This window comes from Mycobacterium sp. (assembly GCF_049647605.1).
GTDB lineage: Bacteria > Actinomycetota > Actinomycetes > Mycobacteriales > Mycobacteriaceae > Mycobacterium.
Window position 1 is genome coordinate 30989 of sequence record NZ_JBARXZ010000159.1, and the last position, 17553, is coordinate 48541.

The 17553-nt window shown below is 67.3% G+C and carries 11 protein-coding genes and 1 tRNA gene; 5 read left to right on the forward strand and 7 right to left on the reverse strand.

Annotated elements, in window-relative coordinates; genetic code table 11:
* Window positions 1-32 precede the first annotated feature (32 nt).
* A complete protein-coding gene (gene topA / locus WBB07_RS20410) occupies window positions 33-2864 on the forward strand; it encodes a type I DNA topoisomerase (protein WP_526310178.1) in 2832 nt (943 codons plus the stop codon).
* On the opposite strand, the gene WBB07_RS20415 is transcribed toward topA, so the two are convergent.
* Window positions 2861-4507, reverse strand: coding sequence for an adenylate/guanylate cyclase domain-containing protein (locus tag WBB07_RS20415; RefSeq protein WP_526310239.1), 1647 nt, complete (start codon window positions 4505-4507; stop codon window positions 2861-2863). The two genes, topA and WBB07_RS20415, sit on opposite strands and share 4 nt — an antisense overlap.
* Between WBB07_RS20415 and WBB07_RS20420 the strand changes: the two genes are divergently transcribed.
* Both WBB07_RS20420 and WBB07_RS20425 read left to right on the forward strand, forming a co-directional pair.
* Window positions 4506-5714 (forward strand): DNA polymerase III subunit delta', encoded by a 1209-nt coding sequence (locus tag WBB07_RS20420; protein ID WP_526310179.1) that lies wholly within the window; start codon window positions 4506-4508, stop codon window positions 5712-5714. The two genes, WBB07_RS20415 and WBB07_RS20420, sit on opposite strands and share 2 nt — an antisense overlap.
* A 56-nt stretch (window positions 5715-5770) precedes the next feature.
* Window positions 5771-5846, forward strand: a tRNA-Thr gene (locus tag WBB07_RS20425).
* Between the two features lie 10 nt (window positions 5847-5856).
* Here WBB07_RS20425 and WBB07_RS20430 read toward each other — a convergent pair.
* From WBB07_RS20430 to WBB07_RS20450, 5 genes are read right to left on the reverse strand one after another with little or no spacing between them, the layout of a single operon-like run.
* Window positions 5857-7632 (reverse strand): hypothetical protein, encoded by a 1776-nt coding sequence (locus WBB07_RS20430; protein WP_526310180.1) that lies wholly within the window; start codon window positions 7630-7632, stop codon window positions 5857-5859.
* Window positions 7607-8584 (reverse strand): UDP-glucose 4-epimerase GalE, encoded by a 978-nt coding sequence (gene galE, locus WBB07_RS20435; RefSeq protein WP_526310181.1) that lies wholly within the window; start codon window positions 8582-8584, stop codon window positions 7607-7609. Before galE ends, WBB07_RS20430 begins: the two co-directional genes overlap by 26 nt.
* Window positions 8581-9849, reverse strand: a complete 1269-nt coding sequence (locus tag WBB07_RS20440; RefSeq protein WP_526310182.1) for an MATE family efflux transporter — start codon at window positions 9847-9849, stop codon at window positions 8581-8583. The genes galE and WBB07_RS20440 overlap by 4 nt, the downstream gene beginning before the upstream one ends.
* 13 nt (window positions 9850-9862) lie before the next feature.
* Window positions 9863-11194 carry a M1 family metallopeptidase gene (locus tag WBB07_RS20445; RefSeq protein WP_526310183.1) on the reverse strand — a complete coding sequence of 444 codons (1332 nt, stop codon included), beginning with the start codon at window positions 11192-11194 and terminating at the stop codon, window positions 9863-9865.
* Window positions 11191-15105, reverse strand: a complete 3915-nt coding sequence (locus WBB07_RS20450) for a Pls/PosA family non-ribosomal peptide synthetase (protein WP_526310184.1) — start codon at window positions 15103-15105, stop codon at window positions 11191-11193. Before WBB07_RS20450 ends, WBB07_RS20445 begins: the two co-directional genes overlap by 4 nt.
* A gap of 246 nt (window positions 15106-15351) precedes the next feature.
* On the opposite strand from WBB07_RS20450, the gene WBB07_RS20455 reads away from it, so the two are divergent.
* Together WBB07_RS20455 and WBB07_RS20460 are read left to right on the forward strand one after the other, a co-directional pair.
* The gene (locus tag WBB07_RS20455) at window positions 15352-16332 is read left to right on the forward strand and encodes a TerC family protein (protein WP_526310185.1); all 981 of its coding nucleotides are present in this window, start codon (window positions 15352-15354) and stop codon (window positions 16330-16332) included.
* 60 nt (window positions 16333-16392) lie between these two features.
* Window positions 16393-16833 carry a hypothetical protein gene (locus WBB07_RS20460; protein WP_526310186.1) on the forward strand — a complete coding sequence of 147 codons (441 nt, stop codon included), beginning with the start codon at window positions 16393-16395 and terminating at the stop codon, window positions 16831-16833.
* Between the two features lie 2 nt (window positions 16834-16835).
* Here the strand turns inward: WBB07_RS20460 and WBB07_RS20465 are convergent, their stop codons facing one another.
* Complete coding sequence (locus tag WBB07_RS20465) at window positions 16836-17528, reverse strand: hypothetical protein (RefSeq protein WP_526310187.1); 693 nt, start codon at window positions 17526-17528, stop codon at window positions 16836-16838.
* Between the last annotated feature and the right edge of the window lie 25 nt (window positions 17529-17553).

Below are 17553 nucleotides of genomic sequence, written 5' to 3' on the forward strand. Positions count from 1 at the left end.
AGCAAGACCGCAGGAGTGGAGCGTAGGCGCTGGTGGCTGGCGATAGCCGTGGGAACGGTGGCAGTAAGGGTGGGGTTCGACGTCTTGTCATAGTCGAGTCCCCGACCAAGGCGCGCAAGATCGCGGGCTATCTGGGTCCGAACTACATTGTCGAATCCTCTCGAGGGCACATCCGCGACTTGCCGCGTGCGGCGGCCGATGTGCCGGCGAAGTACAAGTCCGAACCGTGGGCCAGGCTCGGGGTCAACGTCGACGCTGACTTCGAACCGCTGTACATCGTCAGCCCCGAGAAGAAGAGCACGGTCACCGAGCTCAAGGGCCTCCTCAAGGACGTCGACGAGCTCTATCTGGCGACAGACGGTGACCGCGAGGGTGAGGCGATCGCCTGGCATCTGCTGGAGACCCTCAAGCCACGCATCCCGGTCAAACGGATGGTCTTCCACGAGATCACCGAGCCCGCTATCCGGGCGGCCGCCGAGTCGCCTCGCGATCTGGACATCGATCTGGTCGACGCGCAGGAGACCCGGCGCATCCTGGACCGGCTCTACGGCTACGAAGTTTCCCCGGTGCTGTGGAAAAAGGTGGCTCCGAAGCTGTCGGCGGGCCGCGTGCAGTCGGTGGCGACGCGGATCATCGTGCAGCGCGAACGTGAGCGCATGGCGTTCCGTAGCGCCGGATACTGGGATATCGCCGCCGAGCTGGACGCCAGCGTGTCCGATCCGAACGCCCAGCCGCCGGTCTTCAACGCGCGACTGGTCTCGGTCGACGGACTGCGCGTGGCCACCGGCCGCGATTTCGACTCCCTGGGCGCGGTGCGCAAACCCGCCGAGGTGGTGGTACTCACCGAGGCCACTGCCGGTGCGCTGGTCAGCGGACTGCAGGGCGCCACGCTGGCGGTCTCGTCGGTGGAGGAGAAGCCCTACACCCGTAAGCCGTATCCGCCGTTCATGACGTCGACGCTGCAGCAGGAAGCCGGCCGCAAGCTGCGGTTCTCCTCGGAGCGGACCATGAGCGTCGCGCAGCGGCTGTACGAGAACGGCTACATCACCTACATGCGTACCGACTCGACCACGCTGTCGCAGTCGGCCATAAATGCGGCCCGTACGCAGGCCGCACAGCTCTATGGCGAGCAGTACGTGCACCCGTCGCCCAGGCAGTACACCCGCAAGGTCAAGAACGCTCAGGAGGCCCACGAGGCCATCCGCCCGGCCGGTGACACCTTCGCCACCCCGGATGGGGTGCGTCGGGAGCTGGAGAATGACGAGTTCCGCCTCTACGAGCTGATCTGGCAGCGCACCGTGGCTTCCCAGATGGCGGACGCCCGTGGCACCACGCTGAGCCTGCGGATCTCAGGTGACGCCAGTACCGGCCAACAGGTGACGTTCTCGTCCAGCGGCCGCACCATCACTTTCGCCGGCTTCTTGAAGGCCTACGTCGAGAGCTTGGACGAGCAGGCCGGGGGCGAGGCGGACGATGCCGAGCGTCGGCTGCCCAATCTGACCCAGGGTCAGCGGGTGACGGCCAACCAGCTCATCCCGGACGGGCACTCGACAAATCCGCCTGCGCGCTACACCGAGGCCTCGTTGATCAAGGCTCTGGAAGAGCTGGGGATTGGCAGGCCGTCGACGTACTCGTCGATCATCAAGACCATCCAAGACCGCGGCTACGTGCACAAGAAGGGCAGCGCCCTGGTGCCCAGCTGGGTGGCCTTTGCGGTGATCGGGCTGCTGGAGCACCACTTCGGCCGCCTGGTCGACTATGACTTCACCGCCGCGATGGAAGACGAGCTGGACTCGATAGCCTCCGGTACCGAGCAGCGCACCAACTGGCTGTCGAACTTCTACTTCGGTGGCGATCACGGTGTCGACGGGTCGATCGCCCGGGCCGGTGGGCTCAAGAAGCTGGTCGGCGGCAACCTGGAGGACATCGACGCGCGAGTCGTGAACTCCATCAAGCTCTTCGATGATGCCGAAGGCAGGGCGGTCAATGTCCGGGTGGGGCGCAACGGCCCGTACCTGGAACGGATGATTGTCGATCCGGACGCCCCGGACGGGGAGCTCAAACCGCAGCGCGCCAACCTCAATGACGAGCTGACCCCGGACGAGCTGACTCTCGAACTGGCCGAAAAGCTGTTTGCCACTCCGCAGGAGGGGCGCTCGTTGGGTGTCGACCCGGTGAGTGGACACGAGATCGTCGCCAAGGACGGGCGGTACGGGCCGTACGTCACCGAGGTGCTGCCCCCGCCGGATGAGCCGGAAGACGGTGTGGCGGCCAAGAAGGGCAAGAAGCCCACCGGGCCGAAACCGCGGACCGGTTCGCTGTTGCGGTCGATGGACCTGGAAACGGTGACCCTCGAGGATGCGCTGCGGATTCTGTCGCTGCCGCGGATCGTCGGTGTGGACCCGGCGAACAACGAGGAGATCACCGCGCAGAACGGCCGCTACGGCCCGTATCTCAAGCGCGGCACCGATTCCCGGTCTCTGGCCAACGAAGAGCAGATGTTCACCGTCACGCTGGACGAGGCGCTGAAGATCTACTCCGAACCGAAACGCCGTGGCCGCCAAGCTGCTTCGGCTCCACCGCTGCGGGAGTTGGGCACCGACGCGGCTTCCGGGCAGCCGATGGTGATCAAGGACGGCCGGTTCGGTCCGTATGTCACCGACGGCGAGACCAACGCGAGCCTGCGCAAGGGTGACGACGTGCTGTCGATCACCGATGCGCGTGCCTCGGAGTTGTTGGCCGACAGGCGTGCTCGGGGGCCGGTGAAGAAGAAGGCGCCGGCCAAGAAGGCCGTCAAGAAAGCCGCGGCGAAGAAGGCTCCGGCGAAGAAGGCTCCGGCCAAGAAAGCTGTGAAGAAGGCCTAGCGCGAGAGCTCTCTCGGCACAGCAAGATTCACCGGCCGTGCCAGCTGAGTGGGTGCGGTGCGGCCGCGCAGGTCGACGATCTCGCCGACATCCCAGGCCAGCGCTTCCGCGTCGACGGCACCGCTGACCGCGGTGGCCGACGCCAACACCCGGCCCGGTTCGAGCTTGGCCAGTTCGGTGAGTCGGGCCGCTTCGTTGACCGGGTCGCCGATCACCGTGTATTCGAAGCGGGCCTGGGCGCCGATGTGGCCGGCGATGGCGCGTCCGGCGGAGACTCCGATGCCGAACTCGGCATTGCCGAGCACCGGCAGCAGCTCGGCATGCATCTCGCGAGCCGCGGCCAGCGCCGCACCGGAGGCATCTGGATGCTCGATCGGGGAGCCGAAGATGCACATGGCGGCGTCACCCTGGAACTTGTTGACGAATCCGCCGTGCCGGGCCACGGTGTCCACGACGACCCGGAAGAACTCGTTGAGGAGTTTCACCACTTCGCCGGGTGGGCGGGTGGACGCCAGGTGGGTGGAACCGACCAGGTCGACGAAGAGCACTGCGACGTCGCGTTCCTGACCGCCGAGTTCGGTCCCGCGTTCCAGTGCGCGGCGGGCCACGTCTTCGCCGACGTAGCGGCCGAACAGGTCGCGCAAGCGCTGTCGTTCGGCGAGGTCGCGCACCATGTCGTTGAAGCCGGCCTGGAGCAGACCCAACTCGCTGGCGTCGTAGATCTGCATGTGGGCGTTGTAATTGCCCCGCTGCACCTCACCGAGTGCCCACCGCAGCTGCCGCAGTGGATCGGCGATGGACATCGCGACCAGAACCGTGCCGGCCAGCCCGATCACCAGGGCGGCCAGCGCCATCAGCAGGATCGGGATGAGGGTGCTGTCGGCGGTGGCCCGGAACAGCGACAATTTGCTGGCGCCGACGCTGAGGATGATCGCCAGCAGCGGGACGCCGGTGGACAGCACCCAGGTCAGGACTTGCCGCAGGATCACGCCGGGAGCGTGGAACGTCTCGGGGACACCCCCTCGCAACGCGGCAACGGCCACCGGGCGTAGCACCCGCTCGGACTGCAGGTAGCCGATGATGGTGGTCGCAGTGGCGCCCAGAGCGGTGGCCACGCCGAGGACCGGCAGCGAGTGTCTGGCTGTCGACCAGGCGGCCAGCGCAAACACGATGCCCCCGATGCACCAGTTCGTCAGGCTGATCAGGGTGCGGTAGATCGGCATCCGCAGAGCTCTGGCGCGGGCGAGTTCGGTGGCTTCGATCTGCTGGGGGTCGGTGTCGGCGCGCAACCCGTCGCGGCGTTGCCAGCGGAACACCGGCATGAGCAGCTTGAGGCTGACATAGGCGCCGATGCCGAACGACACGAACAGCACGGCCAGGAAGATCGCCAGGTTCATCGTGGGCAGGTCCTGGAGCTGCACCCGGTCCTCCGGCGGCAGTCCGAACCGGAGGAACCCGAGGACAAAGAGGGCGCCGATGATGTCGGCCTGCAGCATGCCCAGGGTGAAGACCGGCCACGGGGTGCGTACCACCCAGCGGACGAATGCGCTGATTCGCCCTCCGGGTAGTGAGTCCGTGGTCACCCGGTAACCGTATCGGTCAAGGCTGCCTTGTCGCTGCCACCCACTAGGGTTGACGGTGATGTCCGGGGTTTTTGCCCGCCTGGTGGGCCAGCATGCGGTGGAGGCGGAGCTGGTGGCTGCGGCTACCGCTGCGCGTGGTGGTGCATCTCACAGCGCCCTGAGCGCGGGAACCATGACACACGCGTGGCTCCTCACCGGCCCGCCGGGTTCCGGCCGATCGATCGCCGCGCTGTGTTTTGCCGCGGCGCTGCAGTGCAGCGCGGAGGGCACCCCGGGGTGCGGTGAATGCCGGTCCTGCACCACCACGATGGCCGGGACACACGGCGACGTGCGGCGCATCGTGCCGGAAGGGCTGTCCATCGGAGTCGGCGAAATGCGCAACATCGTGCAGATCGCCTCCCGCAGGCCCAGTACCGGCCGTTGGCAGATCGTGGTCGTCGAAGACGCTGACCGCCTCACCGAAGGAGCGGCCAACGCCCTGCTCAAGGTCGTCGAGGAGCCGCCCCCGTCGACGGTGTTCCTGCTGTGTGCGCCGTCGGTGGATCCAGAGGACATCTCCATCACCCTGCGATCGCGGTGCCGGCATGTTGCGCTGGTGACGCCGACGGTCGAGGCCATCGCGCAGGTGCTGATCGAATCCGACGGTCTGAGCGCCGAACAGGCGGAGTGGGCGGCCTCGGTCAGCGGTGGGCACGTCGGGCGGGCCCGGCGCCTGGCCACCGACCCCGACGCCCGCGACCGGCGTAAGCGAGCCCTGGGAATGGCCCGGGATGCGGCCACGCCGTCACGCGCGTACGCCGCCGCCGAGGAATTGGTGGCCGCCGCCGAGATCGAGGCCAAAGCGCTCACCGAGGGGCGCAACGAGGTCGAGACCGAGGAACTGCGGACGGCACTGGGGGCCGGGGGCACCGGCAAAGGTGCGGCGGGGGCGATCCGGGGGGCCGCCGGCGCCATCAAGGACCTGGAGAAACGGCAGAAGTCGCGGCAAACCCGGGCGTCTCGGGACGCCCTCGACCGGGCGCTGATCGATCTGGCCACCTATTTCCGGGATGCACTGCTGATCTCGTCCGGAGTGCGCGGCGTGGCCCCGAATCATCCCGACATGGCCGACCAGGTGTCGGCGATGGCGGCGCACGCCTCTCCGGAGCGGCTGTTGCGGTGTGTCGAGGCGGTGTTGGCCTGCCGCGAAGCATTGGCTGTCAACGTCAAGCCGAAGTTTGCTGTCGACGCGATGGTGGCCACCGTCGGCCAGGCGCTGCGCGACTAGTTTGGTGGGCTGGACGGCCTACCCGTAGACTCGTTCCGCCCGGCTTGCCGGGTGCCGCCGCCCTAGCTCAGTCGGTAGAGCATCTCACTCGTAATGAGAAGGTCAGGGGTTCGATTCCCCTGGGCGGCTCCACAGGATGGCGTCATATCGGCGCGACGAATCCCACCGGCCCGGATGCCACGCAGATGGACAGGGCGGTGGTTTGAGCGGCCACGGTGATGGTGTCACCGGCGCCGGGCAGTCGCACGAAGACCCGGTTGAGTCCCGGTCGCACCGGGACCTTGGTCGCGGTGCCCTCGTTCAGTGATACCAGCATGGTGCCGTCGCTGTTGGCCAGGTAGTTCAGCTCGGCCGTCCAGTCGGCGGGCAGGAGTGGCCCGTCCAGCGGCATCTCCACCGGCTGGTCGGGCTGAGCCAGATAGCCGCACTGCGGGGTGGGGCCGGGCCGGATGGAACGCACCCAGGTGACCTGCGCGTCGGCGAGCCGGCCGGACATGTCAAGAACTCGCAAATCGGTAGTGCTGGTGCTGAATTCGGGTCGGTCCCGCAGAAGGGCGAACATGTGTCCGGCAAGGTTTTCCGGCCATGCCACCCGCTGCAGGATCAGTGGGTCGACCTCCTGCTCGAGCATCGGGGCGCTGGACTGCGCGGCCGCCTGAGACAGTGCCGCCTGGGCGTTCTGCAGATAGGCCTTGGTCGGGTTGTCACGCCAGCTGGTCAGGAACGTCGAGGTGGAATGGAGGCTGCTGACCAGGAAAGCGACGGCGACGGCCGTCACCGCGGCGGTACGCAGCGGGGAGGCATTCAGCGCCGGGGTGGGTCTGTTGGGCGCTGCCAGGCCGATGGCGGCCAGCAATGCCAGCACCACCACCAGGTCCGGCAGGTAGCGCAGGGTCTGCGCCAGTTCCAGCGCCGTGAACTGTGACGAGCGCATCAGGTAGATCGGTATCTGGCAGGCGACCGCATAACCCAGCGCCGCGGCCAGCACCAGGCCGATCCGGCGCTTGCGGACCAGCGCCAGCATGACGACGACGGCCAGCGCCAGCCAGCCCAGCACCATCGCCGAGGTCGGGGGCAATGCCCACGGGGACGCCGGGGCCCACCGCTGCCAGATCCAGGGCCCGCCCACCAGACCCGGGACGATGCCGTGGGTAAAACTGCGGGCCAACAGGTCCCAGGTCATCGCCAGATCGGTGCTCCACCGCTGCTGATCGACCACCAGGACGTAGAGGCCGACCCATCCGGCGGTGACCGCCAGCGACGGGATCCACAGTCGCGCTCCGCGACGCCATGCGCTGCGTAGCCAATCATGTTCGCCGGCAACGTAACCGAGAAGCGCAATGACAGCGAAGGCGACGAAGGGGATGACGGCCGCCTTCTCGAAGAACAGCAGACCACCGAAGAATGCCGCGGTGCCTGTCACCGCGTATCTGCGATCGCCGGTACGGGCCAATAGGACGGCATCGCCGCACACCCACGCCAACGCCGCCAGCATCGGCAATGAGTTCAGTCCGGCCGCCCACCAGGCGAATCCCGGAATCCCCAATGGGGTGAACAGGGCAAAACCCAAGGGCAGCAACAGCACCGGACGCCAACCGAGGATCAGATACAGGGTGCGTAGCAGCGCCAGCGAAGCCAGCAGCTGCAAGATCACCAGGCTGATCGCCGGACCCGCCCAGACCAGCGGAGCCATTCTGGTGATCAGACCGCCCAGCAGGAAACCCCCGGGCATGACGTGGCCGTCGTGGTCGTCGAACAGATAGGCCGGTGACCACAGGTCTTGGGTGCCGGCCCGGCCGACCAGGATCAGGTCGTCCCAGTAGAAGTAGCCGCCGAAGGCCAGCACGCCGCGGACGGCCAGGTGCAGTGCGATCAGCCCGAGGGCGATGTTCCTAACGCGGATAGGAGTCTCCGGCAAGACGTCGGGCGCGCCACGCCGAGGCCACCATGTCCTCGAGCGAATGCCGCATCTTCCAGTCGAGGTCGCGTTCGGCGAGGTCGCCAGCGGCTACGATGCGGGCCGGGTCACCTGGGCGGCGCGGCGTGATCTCGGGCTCGAAGTCGACGCCGGTGGCCTCCCGGATCGCGGTCATGATCTCGCGCACCGAGGTACCGGCGCCGCTGCCGAGGTTGTACACCGGCTCGATCGCCAGGCCCTGGTCCAGGCGCTGGGCTGCGGCCACATGCGCCAAGGCCAGGTCGGCGACGTGGATGTAGTCGCGCAGGCAGGTCCCGTCCGGTGTCGGGTAGTCGTCGCCGTTGATCCGGGGTGTCTCACCCCGGATCAGCATGTCGAACACCCGGGGGAACAGGTTGTGCGGGCTGGCATCGAACAGTGTGTCGTCTCCGGAGCCGACGACGTTGAAGTAACGCAGGCTGGTGTGCCGCAGCTCGGTGGCGTGGCCGAGATCACGCAGCAGCCACTCGCCGATCAGTTTGGTCTCGCCGTACGGCGACTGCGGCGAGGTGGGGGTGGTCTCGTCGACGATCTGGACGTCAGGGGTGCCGAAGGTGGCCGCACTGGAGGAGAACACCATCCGGTCGGCACCGGCCGTCTCCATGGCCTGGAGCAGGATCACCATGGCGGAGACGTTCTGCTCATAGGTGTGCAGTGGCCGCTTCACCGACTCGCCTGCGTACTTGTAGCCGGCGACGTGGATGACACCTTGGACGTGGTGTTGCCGCAGCGTGTCTTCGACCAGGGGGCGGTCCAGCAGGGTGCCGCGCACGAACGGAACCGATTCGGGCACAAATTGTGCGAAGCCGCTGGAGAGGTCGTCGATCACCACCACTGGCAGGTCGGCTGCCAGCATGGCGCGCACCACGTGGGAACCGATGTACCCGGCGCCGCCGGTCACCAGCCAGCTCATGTCGTCTCCTTCTCAGATGGACGTTCCTTCGCAGCGTAGGTGAGCGCCGCGACGTGAACGCCGATGCCCACCAGCGGGCCGCACAGCAGTGCCACCACCGTGCGTGTCTCCAGCGCCCACGGCAAGCTCAGCAGCAGTGCGGAGGCCACCGTAGCGCTGACCCACCCCAACGAGTAGGCGCGGTGCAGCGCCGCGGCGACGGTGGCCGCCCCGGTGACGGTGAGCAGCGCGACCGCCACCGCACCCCCGGTCAGCCAGGCGAGCAGCGCCCCGGAGGCGACGTAGTCCGCGCCGAAGCCCACCCGCAGCAGCCAGGGGCCCGCCGTGCCGGCCAGCACCACGCCCACCGCTCCGACCGCGACGACCAGGCCGGTGGGGCCCAGGAGCGCGCGCAGCGGGTGACTGCGCTGATCGACGAAGTGGGCGATCACATTGCCCTGCATCGCGGTCAGCGGCACCAACAAGGGAGCGCGGGTCAATGTGACAGCCAGGATCACCACCCCGCCACCTGCGCCCAGATCGCCGGAGGTGGCCTTCAGCAGCACCGGAAAGCCCATCACCAGAACGGCGCTGGCGCCGGCGGCCGCCACCGCATGTGCGGTGCCACGCAGGAAGGTGACGGTGTTCTGGTTTGCGACCAGGTGTGCCGCGGCGCGTGCCGTCGGTGAGACCAGCAGCAGCAACAACCAGGACGCCGCCCCGGCAACGGTGGCCCACAGGAAGCCGACCAGCCCCCATCCGATCAGCACCGTCGTCACCGCAACCACCACCCGCAACACCGCGTCGGTGACCATCAGGGCGCCGTACTGTGTCCACCGGTTGTCTCCGGCCAGCACTCCGAGCAGGGTGGCGTGTACGCAGAATCCCGCCAGCCCGACTGCGAGCAGGACCACCGAGAGGGTGCGGGCGTCGGCGAACACGTGCGGTGCCCACAGCGCGGAGCTGCCCGCCAGGACGGCGGCGGTGAGCAGGCCGACGATCGCACCGACCCGCATCGGATGGGTGACCGGGCCTCGTGCGGCCGAAGCTGTTGCGGCGAGCTTGATTTCGCGGGTGGTTTGCTGTAGCAGGCCGAACGCGGCGCCGGTGACCAGACCGAAGGCCCCCCAGAACACGGCAAAGACCGAGAACCCCGCGGGATCCAGGTCGCGCGCGGCCAGGTACAGCACGGCATATCCGCACACCGCGGTGACCGCCGTCGCCACACCGACCCGCGCGACGCTGCTGCGGGTGACAGGTCCGATCGGGGTGGCTGCGTCGGTCATCCAGCTGTAGCCGTCACAGGTCGGGGACCGGCTTGTTGTACAGCCAGGCGTCCCACAGCGGATGCAACGGTTGGTCGGTGTAGTTGGCGGCCAGCGCGGTGAAATCGTCGGTGACGACAGTGGAGTGGCGGTATCGGGTGGCCCAATCCAGAAGCAGCGCAAAGAATTTCTTGTCACCGATCCGCAGGCGCAGGGCGTGTAGCAGCAGTGCGCCACGCTTGTAGACGCGATCGTCGAACATGTCGCGGGGGCCGGGGTCGGCGAGCAGCAGATTCTGCGGTGAAGCCCGCAAACGCTGGTGGTAGCGGCGGGCCCAGTCGTCGGCGCTGGGGCCACCGGATTCTTCCGACCACAGCCATTCGGCGTAGCAGGCGAAGCCCTCGTGTAGCCAGATGTCGCGCCAGCGTCGGGCGGTGACACTGTTGCCGAACCATTGGTGGGCGAGCTCGTGGGCGATCAACCGTTCAGTGCTGCGCTTGCCGTTGCAGTGGTTGGCGCCGAACACCGAAAGGCCTTGTGCCTCCAGCGGTATCTCGAGTGCATCCTCGGTCACCACCACGGTGTATCCGCTGGACACCGGATACTTGCCGAACAGCTTGACGAACAGCTTCATCATCTGGGGCTGTCGGGCGAAATCGTGGTCGAAGTTGCGTTTGAGCGCCGCCGGCAGCACCGCGAACATGGGGGCGGGCGCTTTGGGTAGTTTGTACATCACGTAGTCGCCGATCTGCAGCGTCGTCAGGTACGTCGACGTCGGCTCGGCGAGTTCGTAAGTCCAGGTGGTGTTTCCGGCTCTGACACGTTTGGACAGCAGCTCGCCGTTGGCGATCGCCAGGTACGGGCTGTCGGTGGTGATGGCGATGCGGTAGCTGGCCTTGGCGGCCGGATGGTCGTCGCACGGAAACCACGACGCGGCCCCGTTCGGTTGTCCGGCCACCAGCGCGCCGTTGGTGAGTTCTTCGAAACCGACCTCACCCCAATAGGTGTGGAGCGGTTTCGGTGACCCGCTGTAACGCACCTCGATGGTCAGGGCGGCCCCGGCGGGCAGGGCGGCGGCCAGCGTGATGTGCAGTTTGTGGCCCGATGCCTTGAAGTGCTGCGGCCGGCGGCCGTTGACCGACACCTTCGACACCGACAGCGCATCCGAGAGATCCAGTGAGAAGGTGCGCAGTGCCGCCAGTGTCGCGGCGGTGATCGTCACCGCCCCGGACAGTCGGTTGATCGCGACCTTGTACTGCAGATTCAATTCGTAGCGGGAGACGCGATAACCGAAGTTGCCGTTTCCGGGCAGGTACGGGTCGATGACCGGGGGCTTGCCTGCTGTTGGGCTTTTCTTCTTTGTCACGCAGCAGGTTCCCGCCGTTGGGTGGCGGCGGGCTGTTTCTTCTTTTTCGGCCCCATCCAGGGCGCGATGGGGTTGCCCTGCCAGCGGGTCGACGGGGGAACCTCGTCCCCGCGCATCACCAGCGAAGCCGGTCCGATGGTGGCGCCGGCGCCCAGTTTCGCTGCGGGCAGCGCCACGCAGTGGGTGCCCAGTGTGGCGCCCTCCTCGAGGATCACGGTGTCCATCCGCATGATGCGATCGTGGAACAGGTGGGTCTGCACCACACATCCGCGGTTGACGGTCGAACCCTTGGCCAGGCTCACCAGGTCGGCCTCCGGCAGCCAGTACGTCTCGCACCAGACACCGCGGCCGATCTTGGCTCCCAGGCCCCGCAGCCACAGGTTCATCACCGGGGTTCCGCTGGCGGCGCGGGCGAACCATGGGGCGGCCACTGTTTCGACGAAGGTGTCGGAGACCTCGTTGCGCCATACGAATGACGACCACAGCGGGTGTTCCACGGCTGAGATCCGGCCCACCACAGCCCATTTGGCCAGCACGGCGATGGCGCCCGCCACCGCGCCCGCGGACAGCAGGATCAACCCGCAGACCAGGGCGGCCCACAGGTAGCCGGCTTCGAAGATCACCGCCTGCAGCGCGGCGAGCACCGCCACTCCGATCGCAAACGTCACGATCATCGGGATCAGCCGGCACGTCTCGACCGCGCCGCGCATCACCTTCAACCGCGTCGGGGGCTGGAAGGTGCGCAGCGCGTCGGCCGCAGTGGGTTGGCGGCGCAGCCGGATCGGAGGGCTACCCAGCCAGGACGAGCCGCGTTTGGCTTTGCGTGGGGTGGCGGACAGGACCGCTACCAGTCCGTCGTCGGGCACCCGTCGGCCGGGTTGGGTGATCCCGGAGTTGCCCAGGAACGCCCGCTTGCCGACGGTGGCCAATGCGACGTGGATCCACCCGCCTCCCAGCTCGTAGGAGGCCACCATGGTGTCGTCGGCCAGGAATGCGCCGTCCTCGATGACCGTGAACTTCGGGGTCAGCAGGGCCGTCGAGATCTCGGTGTCCTTGCCCACCTTCGCTCCCAGGATCCGCAACCACCACGGCGTGAGGAGGCTGGCGTACAGCGGGAACAGGTAGTTGCGTGCGGCGTCCATCAGCCGCTCGGTCGCCCACAACTGCCAGCCCACTCGACTGCGCACCGGGTGGTAGCCCTCTTGGAGGCCCAGTGCCAACGCCCGCACTCCCAGCACGGTCAGCCCGGCGTAGACGAACACCGCGGCCAGTGTTGCCACCGGCACCCAGGGCAGCGCGGCCAGGACGGCTTCGCCCGGGGAGCCGGTATCGCGCACCGACCAGCCGACCACGGCAAATCCCGCGGCCAGGGCGGTCAGGGGCAGCGCGCCGAGCAGCATCGAGGTGATCCCGTAGACAGCGACCCACACCGGTCTGCGCGGCGGGCGCTGTTCGGGCCAGGGATGGCGCGCCTTGCCGGATTTCACCGCCGGCGAGCCCTTCCAGTACTGCCCGTTTTTCACCTTGCCGATCACACCGGAGCCCGCGGCCACGTCCGCGTTCTTGCCGACCACCGCACCGGGCAGCAGCGTGGTGCGGGCACCGACGGTGGCGTCGTTGCCGATGCTGATCGGCCCGACGTGGAACAGGTCGCCGTCGATCCAGTGCCCGGACAGGTCGACTTCCGGTTCGATGGAGCTGCGGTGCCCCAGTGTCAGCATGCCGGTGACCGGCGGCGCCGAATGCAGGTCGACACCCTTGCCGACCTTGTTGCCGAGCGCACGGGCGTAGTAGACGAGCCACGGTGCGCCTGCCTGGTTCTCCGCGCCGCTGGCATCGGCCAGGCGCTCGGCCAGCCACACCCGTAGGTGTTCGGAGCCGCCGCGCCGGTAGGTGCCCGGTTTGAGGCCGGACAGCATCATCTGCGCCCCGAGCACGGCGATGGCCATGCGGCCCGGCGGGCTGATGAACAGCAGGAATGCGGCGATGACCCACCACCAGCTGATGCTGACCAGCCAGGGCAGTGGGTGGAACGCCATCACGGTGTTGTTCAGCAGGGCCAGCCAGGTCAGCCATTGCAGGCCCGTCAGGGTGGCCAGCGGCACCGACAGCGCCACCTGCGCGGTCTGGGTGAGGACCGGGGTGGGGGTGACGTGGCGGGGGTCGACCTCGACCGGTGGGTCCAGCTCGTCGAGATAGCCGGCCAGGGAGCCCAGCCGGGGGTGGTCGTAGAGGTCGGCGACCGTCACCTGTGGGTAGTTCTTCCGCAGTGCGGCCACCAACTGCGCGGCCGACAGCGAACCGCCGCCGAGGGCAAAGAAGTCCGCTTCGGGGCCGTCGATCGCGGCGCCGAGCACGTCGCGCCACAAGTTGGCCAGCCAGCCCATGGTGCCGCCCAGGTCTGGGGTGTCGTCGTTCATTTCGACACCGGGTGGGGGCCAGGGCAGCGCGTTGCGGTCGACTTTGCCGGAGGTTCGGGTGGGGAGTTCGTCGACGAGGACGAGGCGGGGAACCAGGGCAGCGGGGAGCGCTTCGGAGAGCGCCGTGCGAGCGGCATTGAGATCAAACGCCGGGTCGGCGCTGGCGATGTATCCCACCAGCAGTGGGGTGCCGCTGGCGGTGCGGCGCACCGCGGCGGCGCCTCCGGACACGCCGGGCAGGTTCACCAGGGCAGAGTCCACTTCGCCCAATTCGATGCGGCGTCCGCCGACTTTGACCTGGTCGTCGGCGCGGCCCTGGAAGTACAGGCCGTCGGGCTCGAGACGGACCAGGTCACCGCTGCGGTAGGCGCGCGCCCAGCCGAGGGTTTCCATGGGTGCGTACTTCTCGGCGTCCTTGGCCGGGTCGAGGTAGCGGGCCAGACCGACGCCGCCGATCACCAGCTCGCCGACCTCGCCGTAGGCCACCTGGGCGCCGCCTGCGTCGACGACGGCCAGATCCCAGCCGGGCAGCGGAAGACCGATGCTGACCGGTCCGTGGCCGTCGAGCGGCGCCAGGCAGGCCACGACGGTGGCCTCGGTGGGTCCGTAGGTGTTCCAGACTTCGCGGCCTTCCACCGCCAGGCGTTCGGCCAGTTCCGGCGGGCAGGCCTCACCTCCGAAGATCAGCAGCCGGACCGCTTCGAGTGCTTCGGCGGGCCACAGGGCCGCCAGGGTGGGGACTGTCGAGACCACGGTGACATCGCGGGACACCAGCCAGGGGCCGAGATCCATGCCGCTGCGGACCAGCGATCGGGGCGCCGGTACCAGGCAGGCGCCATGTCGCCAGGCGAGCCACATTTCCTCGCAGGAGGCGTCGAAGGCCACCGAGAGCCCGGCCAGTACCCGGTCACCTGGCCCGAGCGGGTTCGATTTCAGGAAGATCTGCGCCTCGGCGTCGACGAATGCGGCGGCGCTGCGGTGAGTGACGGCCACCCCTTTGGGGGTGCCGGTCGACCCGGAGGTGAAGATGATCCAGGCGTCGTCGCGGCCCAGCGGTGCGGCTGCGCGCCAGCCGCGGGAGGCGCCGGTCTTGCGGACCAGACCGGCTTCGGTGATCACCGCCACCACATCGGCTTCACTGAAGACCAGGTCGGCACGTTCGGGCGGATCGTCGACGTCGACGGGGACGTAGGCGGCCCCGGCGGCCAGCGCGGACAGGATCGCCACGTAGAGCGCGTAGGTTCCGGACGGCATGTGGATGCCGATGCGGTCGCCGCGCCCGATGCCGCGGGCAGCCAACCACGCCACGCTGTCTTCGATGTCGGCGGTCAGCTCGCTGTAGGTGAGCTGTACCGACCCGTCATCGATGGCCGGCGCGTCCGGATAGCGGGCGGCCGTGTCGTAGAGGATGTCGATCAGCGTTCGTGGCTGCGGCGCGGACGCCGACAGCAGGTATTGGGAAGGTATTTCCGGCTTCAGATCTGCTGTCACAGTCAGTGAATACTATGCCCAGCACGTGTCGGCGAGGTGCCGCGCTGATGGCGAGTGGGTACTCCCAGGAGCGAAACGCGGAGACCACCTGTCAGAATGGCGGTTAGAGGGGAGTACTCCTTCGCTGCGGTGTCGTCATCACGTCGACCGTCCATGCGGACGACCGGCGCCGTGGATCGCTATTGAGCATTCGTGGCGGTGGAAGAGACCTCTGGCGTTTTGTTGACGACCGGAGGCTATTTCTAGATGAACGTTTCTGGGCTCGAATGGGCCATCACGCTGGGCGTGACGATCGCGATCATCGTTTTTGACGTGATCGTCATTGCGCGCAATCCGCACGAACCGACGATGAAAGAGTGCGGCAAGGCGCTGTCGGTCTACGTCAGCCTGGCCATCGCCTTCGGCCTGTGGACCTGGTTCTACCACGGAGGTCAGTACGGTCTGGAGTTCTTCGCGGGCTGGCTCACCGAGTACAGCCTGTCGGTGGACAACCTGTTCATCTTCATCATCATCATGGCCAGCTTCAATGTGCCGAGGAAGTACCAGCAGGAAGCCCTGATGGTGGGCATCATCCTGGCGCTGATCTTCCGCGGCATCTTCATCGCCCTGGGTGCGGTGGCCATCAACCAGTTCTCGTGGGTGTTCTACATTTTTGGGCTGTTCCTGGTGTACACCGCGTGGAAGCTGGTCAGCGGTGGTGACGACCATGACGAGGGCGACAATGCCGTGGTCAAATTCGCCAGGAACCACTTGAACACCACCGATAAGTGGGACGGTCTCAAGCTGTGGATCCGCGAAGACGGCAAGAAGCTGATGACGCCGATGTTCCTGGTGATCGTCGCGTTGGGCACCACTGACCTGATCTTCGCGCTGGACTCGATTCCGGCGATCTACGGCCTGACGCAGGAGCCCTACCTGGTGTTCGCCGCCAACGTGTTCGCGTTGATGGGGCTACGCCAGCTGTACTTCCTGCTGGGCGGTCTGGTGAAGCGTCTGGTCTACCTGTCCTACGGGCTGGCGTTCATCCTCGCCTTCATCGGTGTGAAGTTGTTCCTGCACGCTCTGCACGAGAACGAGTTGCCGTTCATCAATGGCGGTGAGCATGTGATGGTGCCGGAGATCCCAACACTGCTGAGTCTGGGAGTGATCATCGTGACGCTGGCCATCACCACGGTCGCCAGCTTGTACAAGACCCGCTCGGATGGGAAGAAGGAACCGACCGGCTAGTTCGAGTCGGCCTGATCTCAACCACTGACACCGAGCTGGGGCCCGGTTAGCGTCCGTTTTGTGTCTTCTGGTGATCAGCGTGCATTGCGGGTTTTTGTTGCAGACGGGCGAATCGGCGGTCCTGCTGCGGAGTGGACGGAGCTGACGGCGGGCGAGCAAGCTGCCGTGCGGTTCAGCGCGCGCGATCTGTCGCAGGCGCAACGTCTTCGGCGCCGGATTCTCGGCGAGGATGCGGTGTCGGCGGTTCTCGACGTCACTGTGCTGGTCGACGATGATGTGCGGTCGGCGCAGCGCCGGCTGGCCGAGCTCGCCGCCGACACCGCGAACTCGCTGGCCTATGCCGGCACGCTCGACGGGCTGGCTGGCTTGATCGCCGACATCTACCACGCGGGCGTGGCCGACGGGGTGACGCTCATTCCTGCGGCGCCGCACGAGGACGCCCGCTCGCTCGGGGTGGCGACGCTGGAACGGGTTGCAGCCCGTTTACACACCGCCGCATAGCGTCAAGCCTCCAATTCGCCCGTTACCCGACGCTCGATGCCGGCCACGGTTGCGGCCGGCAGGGCGATCAGCCCGTCGAGCTCGGACCGTGCTCTTCGGTAGGCGGACTGACGTTCAGCGGAGGTCGCACCGTCGTCGGAGGCGAGCCGCAGCAGGCGCTGCGCGCGGGCCAACCGCTCCTGGTCGGTTGCGGAGAAATCGCTGCGCCGTCGCCGAATCGCTTCAGCTTCGGCGATGTCGAAACTACTGACGTAATCGTGTACGGCGTCGCGGTATTCCAACTGAGTTGCACGATCTGCCATCAGGTCCTCGACTTTGTCGGGGCGCAGCAGGTCGGCCCGCCGCTTGGCTTTGTGGAATCCCGCTGTGAGTGGATCCCGCATATCCGTCATCAGCGGGAAGTCCAGCAGCTTGGCGACATCCATCTCGTATGACAGCCAGCGTTGATCGGTGTCGTCGTGCCGGCCCCACAACTTGTCGAGCTCGCGGCGGCGCAGCGCCTCGGTTTCGTGGCCGCGCCCGGCGGCTTCGGCCATCAAGACCTTGGTCTGCTGTTTGATCCGGAACTTTTCCAAGCGGCGTTCGGCGCGACGCTCGTTGGCCGCTGCCACTGCTTTCCACGCTCCGCCGATGACGCCGCTGAGTGGGAAGATCAACCACCAGAAGTTCCCCGCGAAATGAAGCAGAGAGTCCATCTCGCCCAGACTAGGCCAGGTGCCT

What these genes read in the sequence shown, in the direction of transcription:
- WBB07_RS20440 (WP_526310182.1), bottom strand. Translation starts at nt 9,849, where the DNA reads ATGACCGACGCAGCCACCCCGATCGGACCTGTCACCCGCAGCAGCGTC.
- WBB07_RS20465 (WP_526310187.1), bottom strand. Translation starts at nt 17,528, where the DNA reads ATGGACTCTCTGCTTCATTTCGCGGGGAACTTCTGGTGGTTGATCTTC.
- galE (WP_526310181.1), bottom strand. Translation starts at nt 8,584, where the DNA reads ATGAGCTGGCTGGTGACCGGCGGCGCCGGGTACATCGGTTCCCACGTG.
- WBB07_RS20455 (WP_526310185.1), top strand. Translation starts at nt 15,352, where the DNA reads ATGAACGTTTCTGGGCTCGAATGGGCCATCACGCTGGGCGTGACGATC.
- WBB07_RS20420 (WP_526310179.1), top strand. Translation starts at nt 4,506, where the DNA reads ATGTCCGGGGTTTTTGCCCGCCTGGTGGGCCAGCATGCGGTGGAGGCG.